This is a genomic window from Microbacterium sp. RD1 (assembly GCF_052220165.1).
In the GTDB taxonomy this organism is placed as follows: Bacteria; Actinomycetota; Actinomycetes; order Actinomycetales; family Microbacteriaceae; genus Microbacterium.
Window position 1 is genome coordinate 581,730 of the sequence record NZ_JBQPOL010000002.1, and the last position, 16,094, is coordinate 597,823.

Annotated in this window: 11 protein-coding genes; 7 read left to right on the forward strand and 4 right to left on the reverse strand. The window is 68.7% G+C overall.

Annotated features, from left to right (window positions below):
• Positions 1–44: 44 nt before the first annotated feature.
• Positions 45–2,504 (forward strand): glycosyltransferase, encoded by a 2,460-nt coding sequence (locus ACTU3I_RS11715; protein WP_442925866.1) that lies wholly within the window; start codon positions 45–47, stop codon positions 2,502–2,504.
• Positions 2,505–2,530: 26 nt separating this feature from the next.
• Here the strand turns inward: ACTU3I_RS11715 and ACTU3I_RS11720 are convergent, their stop codons facing one another.
• Complete coding sequence (locus ACTU3I_RS11720; protein WP_442925867.1) at positions 2,531–3,574, reverse strand: polysaccharide pyruvyl transferase family protein; 1,044 nt, start codon at positions 3,572–3,574, stop codon at positions 2,531–2,533.
• 38 nt (positions 3,575–3,612) lie between these two features.
• Here ACTU3I_RS11720 and ACTU3I_RS11725 point away from each other — a divergent pair, with 38 nt between their 5' ends.
• From ACTU3I_RS11725 to ACTU3I_RS11750, 6 genes are all read left to right on the forward strand, one after another.
• A complete protein-coding gene (locus tag ACTU3I_RS11725) occupies positions 3,613–4,677 on the forward strand; it encodes a hypothetical protein (RefSeq protein WP_442925868.1) in 1,065 nt (354 codons plus the stop codon).
• Between the two features lie 77 nt (positions 4,678–4,754).
• The gene (locus ACTU3I_RS11730) at positions 4,755–5,705 is read left to right on the forward strand and encodes a class I SAM-dependent methyltransferase (RefSeq protein WP_442925869.1); all 951 of its coding nucleotides are present in this window, start codon (positions 4,755–4,757) and stop codon (positions 5,703–5,705) included.
• Positions 5,706–5,834: 129 nt separating this feature from the next.
• The gene (locus ACTU3I_RS11735; RefSeq protein ID WP_442925870.1) at positions 5,835–7,097 is read left to right on the forward strand and encodes a nucleotide sugar dehydrogenase; all 1,263 of its coding nucleotides are present in this window, start codon (positions 5,835–5,837) and stop codon (positions 7,095–7,097) included.
• 28 nt (positions 7,098–7,125) lie between these two features.
• On the forward strand, positions 7,126–9,255 hold the full coding sequence (locus ACTU3I_RS11740) for an acyltransferase family protein (RefSeq protein ID WP_442925871.1): 2,130 nt from the start codon (positions 7,126–7,128) through the stop codon (positions 9,253–9,255).
• A 164-nt stretch (positions 9,256–9,419) separates the two neighbouring features.
• Positions 9,420–11,780 (forward strand): glycosyltransferase family 2 protein, encoded by a 2,361-nt coding sequence (locus ACTU3I_RS11745; protein WP_442925872.1) that lies wholly within the window; start codon positions 9,420–9,422, stop codon positions 11,778–11,780.
• Positions 11,780–14,101, forward strand: a complete 2,322-nt coding sequence (locus tag ACTU3I_RS11750; protein WP_442925873.1) for a glycosyltransferase family 2 protein — start codon at positions 11,780–11,782, stop codon at positions 14,099–14,101. Before ACTU3I_RS11745 ends, ACTU3I_RS11750 begins: the two co-directional genes overlap by 1 nt.
• A 15-nt stretch (positions 14,102–14,116) precedes the next feature.
• Here ACTU3I_RS11750 and ACTU3I_RS11755 read toward each other — a convergent pair whose 3' ends face one another.
• From ACTU3I_RS11755 to ACTU3I_RS11765, 3 genes are all read right to left on the reverse strand, one after another.
• Positions 14,117–14,449 (reverse strand): hypothetical protein, encoded by a 333-nt coding sequence (locus ACTU3I_RS11755; protein WP_442925874.1) that lies wholly within the window; start codon positions 14,447–14,449, stop codon positions 14,117–14,119.
• Between the two features lie 87 nt (positions 14,450–14,536).
• The gene (locus ACTU3I_RS11760) at positions 14,537–15,280 is read right to left on the reverse strand and encodes an ABC transporter ATP-binding protein (RefSeq protein WP_442925875.1); all 744 of its coding nucleotides are present in this window, start codon (positions 15,278–15,280) and stop codon (positions 14,537–14,539) included.
• Entirely contained in the window at positions 15,280–16,074 is a 795-nt protein-coding gene (locus tag ACTU3I_RS11765) for an ABC transporter permease (RefSeq protein ID WP_442925876.1), read from the reverse strand. The genes ACTU3I_RS11760 and ACTU3I_RS11765 overlap by 1 nt, the downstream gene beginning before the upstream one ends.
• Positions 16,075–16,094 lie beyond the last annotated feature (20 nt).

Consider the following 16,094-nt stretch of genomic DNA (forward strand, 5'->3'; position numbering starts at 1 on the left):
GCGGGAAGCGCCACGACCTGATATGGTGACCCACCGTTCCCGACATGGTCGCGCACCGCGCGACGCATCCGCTTCGCGAACTCGTCGCCGACCATCCGCACCCACGGAGCTCTATGCACCCCGCGCCCCGCGTCTCGATCGTGATGGCCGTTTTCAACGATGAGGCGACGATCGCCGCGGCTCTGGAAAGCTGCCTGGCGCAGACTCTCGCCGACGTGGAGGTCATCTGCGTCGACGACGCCTCGACCGATGGCACGGCGGCGGTCATCGACAGCTTCCGCACACGAGACCCGCGTGTCCGGGTCATCCGCCAGGAGCGCAACCTGTCCGCCTTCCAGGCTCGGCGGGCCGGCATCCTGGCGGCGTCGGCCGGTCACGTGCTGTTCCTCGACGGTGACGACGAGCTCAAGCCCGATGCGGCCGAGAAGGCACTCGGCGTCGCCCAGCAGAAGAACGCGGACCTCGTCGGATTCGGCGTCGAGGTCGTGGATTCTCTGGGGCGGGTCATGGTCGGGTATCAATCCCGCCTGGGCCCGAAGCATAAGGCTCTCGACGGCCAGGGCGTCCTGCCGGGACTGTTCCCGCTCGACCAGCCCGCGCAGGGCCAGTTGTGGCGGATGCTGTTTCGCACTCAGCTGCTGCGCGACGCGTATGCGCTGCTGCCCGCCGACCTCGTCCTTCCGCGCGTGAACGACTTGCCGCTCATGTACCTCGTGGCGGCGCTGGCCACCCGATACGTCTCGATCCCCGAGCACCTCTACCGCTATCACTTCGGGCGGGGCGGCAGCGGTCGCGGGGTCCGCAGTATCGAAGAGGCCCGCTTCCACACCGAGGCCATTCGGTCGGTGGAGAGCATCGCGCCGGCCGTCCGCGCGCTCGCGCGAGAGAGCAGTGAGCCGGAGATACTGCTGGACAACTACGAGTCGGTACGGCTGTCGATCGTCGGCTACATCTGCTCGTATCTGCTCACGCACGCGGATCGCGACCAGCGTGCGGCCGTGCTCGAGCACCTCCACACGTGTGCGTCGGCGACCGATATCATCGTCGCCGCCGCGCGGTTCTACCCGGACTCCCTCTCGGCTCTGAAGCGCCACAGCGAGGGCATATCGCTCCAGCGGAAGGTTCCGCGGAGCATCCTCCTGACGACCCGCTTCCTCACGACGGGCGGCGTCTCGGGAGTCCTTCTCGCGCAGGCCGACTTCCTCCTGAAAGCCGGCTACCGGGTGACGATCGTCGCCCGGCGGCACGGCAGCGATCGCGGCGCTGTTCCGACGGGCGCGTCCTTCATCGAGATGTCGGGCCGCGGGCTTCCCGAGCGCCTCGTCGAGTGGGCCGAGATCTGTCGCGCCCACGACATCGACGTGATCCTCGACCACCAGGTGCTCTACAGCAGGGATTGGCCCGAGTACGCGCTCATCGCACGCACGGTCGGCGTCCCGACCATCGGCTGGCTCCACAGTTTCGCGGGCCGCCCGCTCTACGATCTCAACGGCCTGCATGCATTACTGACCGAGAACGCACCCCTGCTGGCGACGTTGATCTCGCTGTCGCCGCTCGACGCGGCGTTCTGGAAGCTGCGCGGGGTCTCCCACTCCGCCTATGTCCCCAACCCGCCGTCGCCTCTCCTGCTGCAATCCGCCGATGTCTCCGATGCGAAGAAGGCGCCCGAGGGGCCGCCGCAGCTCATCTGGTGGGGCAGGCTCGAGGAGCGGACGAAGAAGATCAGCGAGCTTCTCGACGTCGCCGACCACCTGCGGGCGCGGGTTCCGAGCTTCCGACTCACGGTGATCGGCCCGGACTGGGGCGAGTGGACGGCCGAGCGGTTCAACTCGCTCGCTCGTGAGCGGCGCCTGGACGGGTACATCGAAGCCGTCGGCCCGCGCCGAGGACAGGAGCTGATGAAGGCGATCGACGCGGCGGACGCGTTCGTCAACACGAGCATCATCGAGGGATACCCCTTGACGATCCCGGAGGCGCAAGCGCGCGGACTCCCGGTGTTCATGTACGAGCTCCCATGGCTCGCTGTGGTGCAGGACAACGGCGGCATCGTCTCCGTTGCGCAAGGCGACGCCGCCGGTCTCGCCGCGCAGATCGCCGATGCGCTCGCGTCACCAGAGCGCTATAAGGAGCTGTCACGGTCGTCGTTGCTCGCCGCTCACCGCGAGCGCTCACGCGACTTCGCCCGCATCTACGAGCAGGTGGTGACCGGAGAGCTCCCCGCCGACTCGTTCCCTGAGCCGACCCTCGGCGACGCCCGGCAACTCCTCGACCTGATGATCTTCTTCGCAGAGCAGAACTCGGGCCTGCGTTCCCTCGTCGACGCCGCACGGGATCTTCCTGGCAGAACCAGTGCCCCCCGAGGCGGGGTGCGCCGCGTCGGGCCTTCGCTCGGGCGCCGCGCATGGCAGAGGGCGGCGCCCTGGGGTCGCACCCTCGTGCAGATCTTCCCGGCGCTGCGGCCTCTCGCTGACCGCGCCAAGCTCGCGCTCGCACGGCGGAACTGAGCGTCTGCGCCGCGGAGCCGGCTCGACTACTGCTTCACGATCTCGCCCATCGCGTGGCGGATGCGCTCGGCGAGCGCCGCCAGGTCGCGTCGCCCTGAGGCGACCGCGCCCGCGAGACCGGGAAGCACCGCGCCGAAGATACCGACACGTTCGGCCAGCTCATCGTGGACGCCGGTCATCTCTCCCAAGCCGACGACGTCGAGCAACCGCCGGATCTTCTGCGCGTCCGCCGCAGAACCGACCGGATACGCCCCCTCTGTGGCCCCGATGATGAGGGCGTGCGCGCGGTCGCTGACCACCGCCACAGACCGGGCGTAGACCGACCGGACGTGCACGTCGAGGTCGTCGTGTGCGGTGCTGGGTGCGACGAGGTACTCGCCCCCCAGTGCCCGGGCCAGCTGCACGGCACGCGGCGCGTCGCGCGCGACCTGCGCGACCGTCACGATGCGGGTGGATGTCTGCGCGGCGAACCGGCGGACCATGCCGAGCCATTGGTCACCCGGCCAGGGCCGGTCGAACCGCAGCGTCACGGCGACAAGCTCCCGGTCGTCGGCCCGGGCCCACTGCGACGGATCCGATCCGAGCGCGAAACCCCAGTCGGGAGCGACTGCGCCGACGCCCGCCGCGGCGCGAGAGGGGTCGTCCCGCCACGAGACCACCGCGGCATCCCGCAGAACGCGGTCATACCTGACCTCGCCTGCCGAAGCCGGATCCTTGAACCCGATCCCCGCAGCGACCACGACACCACCGCGGCTCAGCACCACCCGCGCCTCGGCCACGCGCGCAGGTGGCGGGAAGGGAAGCCCCGGCTGCGGATTGACCTCACCCGCGTTCAGGACCAGGACAGCGCCTCGCGTCTTCTCCATCGACTCGACCCAGGCCTTCCGCGCCGGGTAGAGAACGGAGTCGCCGTCGAGCGGCAGGGCGGCGAGGTAATCGGTGGACTGCTCTTCGAGCAGCAGATGAAGCCGCCTGCCGTCGCCCCGGAGGGCTCGGAGCAGTCCGACGCGAAGGGCCGAATCCCCGAGATTGTCATCCTGGCCGGACGGGTGAATGAAGACATCCTGCACAGATCCGACCTCCTGGCGCCCAAACCTAGTATGGAGAAGTGAGCCCCGCTAATCGGCCGACCGACGCCCGGCCGAGCCTCGTCGTCCTCGAGACGGGTCGCCCTCCCGCCCCCGTTCTCCGGTATGTCGACCAGGTGGTGGGCTCCCCGACCGCGGTCGAGTTCCGCTTCTCGCGCGGGGTGCTAGCGACGTTCGATGTCGATGTCGTGCACGTCGCCGACCCCGAGCTGGATCTCCTGCTGGGGACGCGCGGGGCGAGCGCCGCCCGCCGCCTGCTCGCCGCGGTCGCCCTCGCGCGAAACCTCCGCCGCCACCGCATCGCGCTCGTCAGGACGCTCTACTCGCGCGCCGGGGAGCCGCGGGTCGGTCGCGCGAGGCGGTGGGCCAACCGGGTGCTCGATCGGGCGACGACCACCTTCGTGGCCCTCGACCACTCGACCCGCACTCCGGATGCGGCGCGCACCATCGTGATCGCCCATCCGCACTTCCGGGATCGCTACGTGGGCTACCCGCGCGCCGAGATGGTGCCCGGCCGCATCCTGTGCGTGGCCGCGGGGGACCTCCCCGATGAGGCCGGGCACCTCCTTGCGATCCCGCGCGTCGCGCGTACCGAGAACCTCTCGCTCCGACTCGCCGGGACCGTTTCCCGCCCGCTGGAGCAGAACGTGCGTTCGGCCGTCGCACGGCACGCGGCCATGATCTCGGCGCGGCTCGAACGCGTCTCGGACGGTGCGCAGGTCCAGGAGATCGCCTCGGCCGAACTCGTCGTGGTGCCGAGGATCGACACGATGAGCGATCTGCAGCTCGTCTTCCTTGTGCTGTCGCTCGACCGCCCCGTCCTCGTGCCCCGCACGGAAGCGATGTCGCACCTGGCGGCAGAGGTGGGGGCCGGCTGGCTGCAGGTGAGCGAGGGCCCGATCACCGCTCGCGTCGTGGACGACGCGTTCGCCGCCATCCGCGGTGCGCGGGAATCCGATCGTCCCGCCCTCGCCGATCGCGGCCTCGCCACCACGCACGCCGCCTATGAGGCCGCGTTCCGCACCGCCGCCGCGTCCGTCCGGGGCCGCTCGTACGCCTCGCCGAACGGCGGGGTCGATCAGTAGCGACGGGGAGCGGCCGTCGTCGTGAGGCCCTTGTCAAGCGCCGCAGCGGGCCGACGTCGCCCCGGTATGGTGGCGACGTGAGCCGCGGCACCGACACCAGCGCGGACTCCGCGGACGACTCGGAGTCTCGCCCCACGACCTGGCGATCGCGCCTGGGATGGGGTGCTCGCGCAGAACGAGACGATGCGAGATCGGAGCGGGACGCCCTCCGGGAGGAACTGGCGCGCGCACACGAGGAGCGCGACGCGCTGCGGGACGAGCTCTCGCGCGAACGCGCCGACGGAAGGCGCGCCGAGATCGAGCGCGACGCGAGTCTGCTGCGCGCGACGAACGCCGTAGGCAAGGAAGTCAGCGAGCTCCACCGGCTGGAGAAGGCGACGAGTCGGCAGGTGCGGCTCCTCCATCGCGAGCTGATGACCGACATCCAAGCCTTGCAGCAACTACTGACCCGGTATTCTCCCGAGGCCCGATTGCCCCCCGTCGGAGGCTGGGCACTGAGCCCCAGCGGTCTTCTGGCTCTCGTGGACGCCATCGAAACCAAGGGGGCGACGATGGTCGTCGAATGCGGGAGCGGGACCTCGACCCTGTGGATCGGATACGCGCTGAAGCGGCTAGGCCGTGGCCGAGTGGTGTCTCTCGACCACCTGCCCGAGTACGCGGGAAAGACGCGCGCCGTCGTGGCCGCCCATGGACTGGACGACTTCGTCGACGTCCGTCTGGCGCCGCTCTCGCTCCGCCAGACGCCGCGCGGCGCGTTCCCCTGGTACTCATTCGACCCCGCCGACCTCTCGGATCCGATCGATGCGCTCGTCGTCGACGGCCCGCCTCAATCGACCGGGCACCACGCGCGTTACCCCGCCCTCCCGCTCCTGGCCGACAGTCTCGCCGCGGGCGCCATCATCGTGGCGGACGACGCGGACCGGCCGGATGAGACGGAGATGCTGGAGTTCTGGCTCGAGGAGGAGCCGCGGCTGCGCCGCACCGAGTCCGTCGGGTTCGGCATCGAGGTCCTCACGTTCGGCGACTAACGCGCGGCGAGAGCGCGTCGGTCATTCGGGTCCTCGGCGGTCGGCTATGCTCAGCGACGCGAATCAGTGCTGCTGCACTGCCTCGCCACCTCGCCCTCGCCCCGCCACGCCACGCACGCAGGAGTATTCATGTCCGCCGATGTCGTCATTCTGGGGCTGGGTTACGTCGGTCTTCCTCTGGCACACGAAGCATCCAAAGCCGGCCTCGCGGTGGTCGGATTCGACGTCAACGCCCAGGTCATCGAGGGGCTGAACAACGGCAGGTCCCACGTGGACGACCTCGACGGGGCGGCGATCGACGAGATGCTCGCCGCGGGGTTCCGCGCGACCTCCGACGAAGCCGCCATCCAGAACGCGACGACGGCGGTGATCTGCGTGCCCACACCCCTGTCCGACGACGGCGGGCCGGACCTCGGTGCGGTGATGTCGGCCACGCGAACCATCGGGCGCAACCTCCGCCCCGGCATGCTGGTGATCCTCGAGTCCACCACATACCCCGGCACGACGGAAGAGGTCATCGCCCCCCTTCTGGAAGAACTCAGCGGGCTCACCGCGGGCCAGGACTTCGAGGTGGCGTTCTCACCCGAGCGGATCGACCCCGGTAACGCCATCTACGGCATGAAGAACACTCCGAAGGTGGTCGGAGGCCTCACCCCTCTCGCCACCGAGAAGGCGGCCGCCTTCTATCGACGATTCGTCGATACGGTCGTTCCTGCGCGCGGCGCTCGCGAAGCCGAGACCGCCAAGCTGCTGGAGAACACCTACCGACACATCAACATCGCCCTCGTCAACGAGATGGCCCGCTTCTGCCACGAGCTCGGCATCGACCTGTGGGATGTGATCCGGCTCGCCAAGACCAAGCCGTTCGGCTTCCAGGCGTTCTACCCCGGGCCGGGCGTCGGCGGCCACTGCATCCCGATCGATCCGAACTACCTGAGCCACAACGTCCGGTCCAGGCTCGGCTACCCGTTCCGCTTCGTGGAGCTCGCGCAGGAGATCAACGCGACGATGCCCGCCTACGTGGCCCGGCGGGCGCAGGACATCCTCAATGACGACGCCAAGGCGCTGCGGGGCTCGACGATCCTCCTTCTCGGTGTGACCTACAAGCCGGATATCGCGGATCAACGCGAGTCGCCGGCGGTCCCCCTCGCCCTCTCGCTCCTCGCGCAGGGCGCGAACGTCGTCTTCCACGATCCGAACGTCGAGCAATGGCGGGTCGGCGACGCGACGCTGCACCGTGTGGCAGACCTCGGCCAGTCCGTCACGACGGCCGACCTGGTGATCCTGGTGCAGAACCACCGGTCCTACGACGCCGAGGCGATCGCGGAAGGGTCGCAGCGCTTCTTCGACACCCGTGGTGTGACGACGTCCGCGCACGCTGTTCGCCTATGAGCGATCTCCTCCGCGAGGATCTCGGCTGATGGCCGACCCCGTCGCGCCGACTCGGGCGGCTGCGCCGGCGCACGCCGCGGAACGTGGAGCGAGAAAGCGCGCCGGTACGCACTTCAGACCGGACATCGAAGGACTACGGGCGGTCGCGGTCGGCACTGTCCTTCTGTATCACGCGGGCATCCAGTTCATCCCGGGCGGATTCGTCGGCGTCGACATCTTCTTCGTGATCTCCGGCTTCCTCATCACAGGCCTCCTCGTGCGCGAGGTGGAACGGACGGGCCGCGTTTCGATGGCGCGGTTCTACGCGCGCCGAGCCCGTCGGCTGCTCCCCGCTGCCGTCTTGGTGCTGGTCGTCAGCGCCGCGCTCACATGGGTGACGGCGTCCCCGGTCGACTGGAGCACCTCGGGCACCGACATCGTGGCTGCCGCACTCTACGTGGAGAACTGGGTGCTGGCCGCGCGGTCCGTCGACTACCTCGCCGAAGGACTCGCGGCCTCCCCCGTCCAGCACTACTGGTCGCTGTCCGTCGAGGAGCAGTTCTACGTCGTCTGGCCGCTCGTGCTGCTGATCGTCGTCCTCATCGTCCGCAAATCGGGATGGAACCTCCGCACCGTGATGGGTGCGGCGCTGACCCTCATCGTCGTGCCCTCCTTGGCCTGGTCGGTCATCGCGACGGACTCGACGCCGGAGACGGCCTACTTCGTGACGACGACGCGGCTGTGGGAGCTCGGGGTCGGCGCCCTCGTGGCGGTGAGTGTCGGGCTATGGGCGAAGCTGCCGGCGATCGCGGCACGTGTGGTCGGATGGGCCGGACTGGCCGCCATCCTCGCCTCGGTGCTGCTGATCGACGAATCTGCGCGCTGGCCAGGCTCGCTGGCGTTGCTCCCGGTGCTCGGCACCGCCGCGGTGATCGTCGCCGGCACCGCCGATCAGGGTGGAGCCGCCCGATTGCTCGGCCTCCGCCCGATGGTGTGGGTGGGTGGCCTGTCGTACTCGCTGTACCTGTGGCACTGGCCGCTCCTGATCGCCGCGGGAAACCTGTTCGGCCCCCCGGGCGAGAAGATCGGGCTGGCGGTGATCGTGATCTCTTTCGTCCTGGCGTGGCTCAGCAACCGCTTCGTGGAGAATCCCGTCCGATTCTCCAAGCGCTTGTCGCGATCGTCGGCGATGTCACTGTCGGTCGCGCTGAACCTCACCGCCGTCGCGGTGGTCTCGGGACTCCTTCTGATCCTCGCTGTTCCTTCGGCCGCGGCGCCCTCGACCGAAGCGATCGCCTCCCGAGGCGGCGCGACACTTACCTTCGACGCGGACTCGATCCAGGGGGTGATGCTCGAGGGGGCGCTGTCGACCATGATCCCCGCCCCCGCCGCCGCGACCAAAGATGTTCCGAAGTCATCCGTGGACGGGTGCAATCGCGGCTTCGACGCTGTCGATCCGGAACCGTGCTCGATCGGCGCGGCGGACGGCGACGTGACGATCGCCGTCGTCGGCGACTCGAAGATCCAGCAGTGGGCGGACGTTCTCGGCGACATCGCCCGCGAGCACCAGTGGCGAATGCTCCTGGCGACGAAGTCCGGCTGCGGGTTCTCGGACGGTCTCAGAGAACTTCCGGACGGCGTGCCGTACGTGGCCTGCCCGCAGTACAACCAAGCGCTCACCGAGCAGCTGATCGAGCTCGCCCCTGACGTCGTCATCACCTCGCAGCGCCATAGCTCCGCGTTCCTGCCGGGGACGACGGAGTACTCCCGGGATGAGATGCGCGACGCGCTGGTGCGGACATGGACCGCTCTCGAGGATCACGGCATCGACGTCATCACCGTCCTCGATAATCCTTCTCCGTCCGATGTGGAGCCGGGCGGGGGCGAGGTCTACAAGTGCGTGACCGAGGTCGACGACCTGGCGGATTGCGCGTTCGATCGGCAGGTCGGGCTCGACAGAAGCGGATCGGTCGCGCTGCTTGCGGCTGCACGGAAGGTCCCCGCGATCGATGTCGTGGACCTGACCGATGCGTTCTGCGACGAAACGTCGTGCCCTCCGGTCATCGGCGACGTTCTCGTCTATCGGCAGGGCTCGCACCTCACCAACACGTACGTCCGCTCTCTCGAACCGATTCTCGACGCACGCTTGGAACCTCTGGTGAAGGCGGCCGCAGGATGAGCGGGAGGATTCCGCAACAGGGCGGTCGCGAGGTCGATTCCCGCAACCGGGCCGTGGCTCGCGCCGTTGTGGAATCCGACGCGGCGGCGGTGGTGCTCTCTCCGGCGAGACTCGATGCGTTCGTGCGGACCGCGCTGCGCCTGCGCGCGCGGGATGCACGGAGAGTGATCGCATATGGCCTCGATCCCGACATCTCGCTCGAGGAACTGTTGGCAGAGGTCCGCTCCGCCAGCGCGGATCGCATCGCCGCGGGTGCCCTGGCACGTCGGTCGCCGCTCGTCGCGCCCGCGACAGTCGGCGCCTGGTGGCGGGCGCTGGGGCGTGTCGTCGCGCTGCAGGGTCTCGATGAGACCGACGCGGCCGACGGTCTCCGCCTTCACGACATCGCCCGCGTGATGCTCCCGGTGAGATCCTGGGCGCCCGTCGACGCACTCACCTATGCGCAGCTGGTCTGGACCACCGGGGACGGCGCTCGATTGCGTCAGGACGAGGATCTTCTCGCCGCTCTGGATCTCATCGACCGGCGAGCGCTCGAAGTCGACCTGGCTGCGGACGCGGACGGGGTCGGCAGCACGACGTGGAACGACGCGCTGGCTCGGATGCTGGGCGGAGTTCCCGGAGTGACGGTGCATGCCGATGCCCCGACTCCGTTCGACGGGCTTCGCCCGCTCAGCATCCCGAACCCGGTCGACGGCCCGCTCGTGAGCGTCATCATGTCGGCGTACCACCCGGGGCCCGAGATACTCGCATCCGTGCGCTCGATCCTCGGTCAGTCCTGGACCAACCTGGAGCTGCTGGTGGTGGATGATGCGTCGGGACCGGAGTACGCCGGCATCCTCGACCGTGTCGCGGCACTGGACCCGCGGGTCCGCGTGCTGATCCAGCCGGAGAATCGCGGCACGTATGGAGCGCGCAATCGCGCACTCCCGGAGGCGCGAGGCGACTTCGTCACGTTTCAGGACTCGGACGACTGGTCGCATCCGGAGCGGATCGCACGCCAAGCCCGGCGATTGCTGGACGATCCGACCCTTCCGGCCATCATGAGCCGTTCCCTGCGGTGCACGCCGGATCTGAAGCTTCAGCTGCTCGGCTACCGAACAACGCGGCCGAACGTGTCGTCGATCATGCTGCGGCGCTCGACGATCGAGGCGCTCGGGTCCTTCGACCTCGTCCGCAAGGGAGCGGACTCCGAGTATCAGTTCCGGATCGCTGCGCACTACGGCCGAGGCGTCCCCGTCATGCCCGACCTGCTGGCCTTCGTCAGGCTGGATCCCGACTCTCTCTCCCGATCGGACTTCAAGCCGGGATGGTGGCATCCGGCACGACATGCGTATCGCGACGGCTACCGGAGCTGGCATCGAGCCATCTCAAGTGGCACGTCACCCTGGCTGTCCCCGTCCTCGGAGATCCGGGCGTTTCCGGCGCCGCGCGCCTTCCTCCGGGGGACGGGTCGGCAGCCTGACGATCGGCCCTTCGACCTCCTGTTCGCGGCCGACTGGCGCGAGCTCGGCAGCGCGCAGACTGCGCTACTCCAGCACCTCCGCGCGGCCGTGGCGCGTGGACGGCGCGTCGCGGTCATGCATCTCGAATCGCCGCGGGCGCTCGACACCGTGAGCGAGACGATCTGCCGGGACATCGGCGACCTCGTGTACGAGGGGGCTGTCGCGCGCCTGCTGCCCGACGATCCGGCCCTGGTCGGGCGGCTCGTGCTCGGCGATCCGGCTCTACTGAACTATGTGTCCGATCAACTGCCGGCTGTCCGAGCTCGCGAGGTCGTCATCGTTGCGGCTTCCCCGCCGCGGGACCCTTCGACGAATCTCCACCGGTACGACGCGACTTCGGTGAATGCGACGGTGAAGGATCTTTGGGGGGTCACTCCGGTGTGGCTTCCGGGCCGCGAACACGTGCGAAACGTGCTCGCGGATATCGAGGGCGTGCACGTCGGCGCAGCAGACTTCCCGGTCGGGTGCGCCTGGGAGTTCGTCACCCCCCGCGGCCGGCGCCGCGCCCTTCCCATCATCGGCGCGGTGATCGGCGCAGCCGAGGACGAGATCCCCTCGACCTCCCGGCAGCTGCTGGCCCTTCATTCGGAGGATCAGAGGTTCGACGTGCGTCTCGTCGGCGCGTCGGCGCGAGTAGCGTCCCTTCTCGAAGACGTCCCCCGCCACTGGCTGGTGTACCGACCCGACGACATCACCCATCGCGCCTTCTATCGGCAAATCGACTTCTTCGTCTCGTCTACCGGCGATCTTGACGCCGGTCAGGTCGTCCCGCGGGTGATCGACGCCGTGTCCGCCGGCGCTGTCGCGGTGGTCCCCCCCTCGTTCACGCCGGTCCTCGCAGATGCGGCCGTCTATGCCGCGGCCGACGAGGTGCCCGACGTGGTGGGACGCCTGTTCGCCGACCCGGACGAGTACGCCGCTGTCGTCGCGCGTGCCCAGGCCTCGGTGCGGGAAGCGTTCGCGATCGTCCCTTTGGACGAGGCTCTTCCCCCGCTGCCTCAGATCGAGGCGAGGCAGTTGTGATGGACGTGACGCACGAGTCTCTCCAGGCCCGCGCTGCCGAGCTGGTGGCCGCGCGTATCCCCGCCAGCATCGTGGGCGGGGTCGCCCACCGCACCGCATCCTCCCGAGCACAGGCCCTGCTCGACCTCGTCGCCGAGCAGACCGGCGAGCCGGGCTGGCTCGCGGCAGCCGGCTACGAACGAGGAACGCGCGCGACCACGTCCGAGGAGGTCCGTCTCGCGACGTCGCAGCTGATGCGCGCGGTGGAATCGGCCAGGCTCCCCGCTCGCTACCAGGTGCTGCTTGCCGAACTGCTCATCCTCCTCGGGGACGACGCACGAATCTCACGCCTCCTCAGGGCTGGGAAGCTGCGTGGGCTCGGCAGCACACGGGAGCGGATGCTCGACGCTGATCTGGCCAATCCCTTCCGCACGCCGGGACTGCCGGAGCAGAAGTGGCTGCAAACGGTTCAGGCTCTCTTCGGCGACCTCGCACCTCTCGCGCTGACACCGGTGCCCGAGGGCGACGGTTACGAGCCGATCGACCGGCTCACGACGCAGTTGGAGCCCGGCACCGTGGGCGGTGATCTCGTGTCGGTCATCATCAGCTCCTACCGCCCGGATAGCGCACTCGACACCGCTGTCCGTTCGATCTTGGCTCAGACCTGGGCCGATCTCGAGGTCCTCGTGGTCGATGACGCCTCGGGCCCGGAGTTCTCGCACGTGTTCGCGCGGGTCGCGGCGCTCGATGAGCGGGTACGCGTCATCCACCAGCCTCGGAACGGCGGCACTTATGTCGCCCGCAACACCGCCATCGACCAGGCGCGCGGCACGTACGTGACGTTCCAGGACGCTGACGACTGGTCTCACCCGGAGCGAATCGAACGCCAGACGGCTGTCTTCGAGCGCGATCCGCTGGTGCATTCCGTGCGCGCACAGTCTTTGCGCACCTCCGGATCGCTGGTCTTCTCGCGGCAGGGAACGGCTGTGCGAGCGCCGGCCGCCGCGACCATCATGTTCCGGCGTGACCGGGTCTGGCCTGTCCTCGGCGGGTATGACGAGGTGCGCAAGGCTGCCGATACCGAGTTTCATGAACGAATGGTTGCGGCGCTTCCCGGCTACACCATCGACCTCGACATTCCCCTGATGTGGGTTCGGCTCGGGGAAGGATCGTTGTCCCGGAGCGAGTTCCGCGCATCCTGGAAGCATCCTGCACGATTCCTCTACCGGTCCGCCTTCACGCATTGGCATGACCAGATCCGGCGCGGCGCTTCACCCCGACTCGACCGTGCAGTGCGGAGCTTCCCTGCTCCGCGCAGATTTCATCTCGACCAGGCTGTGCCTCCCGAGGAATTCGATCTGGTCGTGCTGGGAGACTGGCGCGGCGACGGAAGCGCCGCTCTCGACGCGATCGAGTGGATCCGACTCCTGGCAGCGGACGGGATACGCGTCGCGCTCGTCCACGCCGAGAGCCTGAACTTTGAGGGGCGACGGGCGCCCGGGCTGATGGCGCCGGTGCAGGAGCTGGTGGCTGCGGGCACCGTCAAGGCCGTCCCCTGGGACGAGTCTGTAACAACCAGCAGCATCGTGGTCCTTGAGCCGGAGGTTCTCGAGTACCTCCCCGACACCGAACCGGGCGCGAACGCTCCGGCGCTGGTCGTCCTCTGGGATGCGACCTCTCGGCCCACCCACGCGATCGGCACCGCAGAGGCCCTCGTCCGGCGCCGATGGGGGGTGCCAACGGTGTGGAGTCCGCGCGGAGCCGCGGCGGAGGCGGCTCTGCGGCACGCGAGCGGCGAGGTGCTCGACCGACCCTTCCCGCCCATCATCCCTCGAGAAGTTCGACGGCCGCTCCATCGTCCGAGACCCGTCGTCGTCGTCGCACCTCTCGGCATCGCCCCCGATGTGCTGGATGAGACCGCGAGGCTGAGCTCCGCGCTCGCCGCAGCCGGGCTGGATGTCCGCGTGCCGCTGGCAGAGGGTGCGCGAGTGGCCGTCCGCCGTCGCGGCGGAGCGCAGTCGCCCGCAGTGCTCTGGAGGATATCGCCAGCCGAGGCCGCCGCGACCGCCGCCGCGATCGCCACGGATCTGGTCATCGTCGGTCCCGCGAGCGGCATCGAATTCGATCGGCTGGTGGATGACGCGCGGGTCTGGGGCGTGCGCACGCACCTCCCAGGACCAGGACATCATCCGGAGGCTGCCGGCGGGCGCGGGTACGAGGACCTCATCAAGCGGATCCTCACGCCGGCGCCCATCCCGAGCGACATCCTCGACCCGAACGACCAGGCGGCGACAGAAGCAGCCGTCAGATCGTGGTTCGAGAAAGTGTCCACACTCGCCTGACGCGTGGACCGCCGCTCACTGCACGTCCACGGAAGCGCGGTGGCGCTCGGCGGCCTCGACTCTCGCGGACTCCACAGAAGCGACGACGCGACGCTGCATCGCGTCGACTAACGTCTCGATGCGCTGAACCTGATCAGTCATCCGGTTGACCGACCGGCGAGTCTGGCCGGCCGCCGCCTGAGTACGGCGCTCCAGGATCAGCAGCAGCACGGCCATCGCGGCGAGGCCGACCCCGAGGAGTGCGATGGCGAGCGCGATCGCGCCGAGAGCTGCCGCCGTCGCCGCCCCCAGACCGAGCGCCACCACGACACTCACGACGAGCACACGGATCGCGACGAACTTGCGCATCGGGGGTTCTCCTCGGGAACATGGGCGTCGACCGCCTCGTCAACAGGCTAACGGAATTCCCGACCCCCTCGCGGAGGGGCCAGCGCGTCAACCCGCCGTGTAGTCGGCGTTGTAGCGATCGAGGACATCGTCGATGCGTCCATCCATCGCCAGGCGGCCCTTGTCGAGATAAAGACCGCGCGTGCAGAAGCGGCGAAGGTCGCGCTCGCTGTGGCTGACGAAGAAGAGCGTGCGGCCGTCTTCGAGAAGCTCGTCGATGCGCCGGTAGCACTTCTCCCGGAACGCCTTGTCGCCGACGGCGAGCACTTCGTCGACGAGCAGGATCGGCTCCTCGAGCTGGGACACGACGGAGAAGGCCAGGCGCACCTTCATCCCGTTGCTCAGGTGCTTGTACGGGGTGTCGACGAAGTCCGCGAGCTCAGCGAAGTCGATGATGCCGTCGAAGCGGCGCGCGACCTCGGCCTTCGACATCCCATGCAGCCCCGAGGTCAGACGGACGTTCTCCCGCACCGTGAGGTCGCCGACGAAGCCGCCCGTGATCTCGATGAGCGGTGCGACGCCGCCGTGAACGGTGACGCGTCCCTCGTCCGGGAGGAGCACTCTCGCGACGAGCTTGAGGAGCGTGGACTTGCCCTGGCCGTTGCGCCCGACCACGCCGATGGATTCCCCCGGCCGTACCGCGAACGAGACATCGCGAAGTGCCCAGAACTCCCCCGGTCGGGAACGCCTAGAGGAGTCGGCGAAGAGGTCTTTGAGGTTGCGTCTGCCGCGCCGGTTCCGTCGGAACCGAACGCCGAGGTCACGCACCTCGATCGCAAGATCGGCGGCCATCACAGCTCCTTGAGCATGGGGCGTTCCATGCGCCGGAAGACGGCGATGCCCAGGCCCAGTGCCGCGAAGCTCAGCACGACGGCTGTCACCACCGACAGCGTGTCCCACTGGTCGGGGAAGAATCCCATGCGGAAGAGGGTGAAGATCCCTGACAGCGGGTTGAGCGCTGCGAGCTGCGGGAAAATCCCGGGAAGGTCGTTCACCCCGTAGATGATCGGCGACGCATAGAAGAGCGCACGCAGGATGAGGCGCGTCGTACGCTCCAAATCGCCCCAGAGCACGCACAGCGGCGCCACGAGAAGCCCAAGTCCCACCAGCAGCATCGTCTGCAAGACCATCGCCACCGGGAACCAGAGGAGACCCCAACCGACGCTCGTTCCGCCGGCGAAGAGCGCGAACACCGCGAGGACGGGCAGCGAGAAGAGGAACTCGACGCCTTTGCTGAGCACGATCCGGTTGACCCAGATGGTGCGCGGGATGGCCGTGGAGCGAACGAGCCGGGCGTCCTTGCTGAAGGCTTTGGTGAAGTCCCCCAGGGCCGCGTTGAACCAGACCCATGGCAGCAGTGCGGTGATGAGGAAGACGATGTACGGCTGCTCCCCCACCGACCGATCGAACACCTGCGTGAAGACGAACCAGTAGATGAGGCTCATCACGAGCGGATCGAGCACCGACCACAGGTATCCCAGCGCGCTGGTGGCGTATCGCACCCGGAGGTCGCGGGCGGACAGGAGCCACAGTGAGTGCAGATACCGCCGGGGCGATCCGGGGACGCCGACGGCGGCTGCACTCACGCGTCGAGTCTATTGCGCAC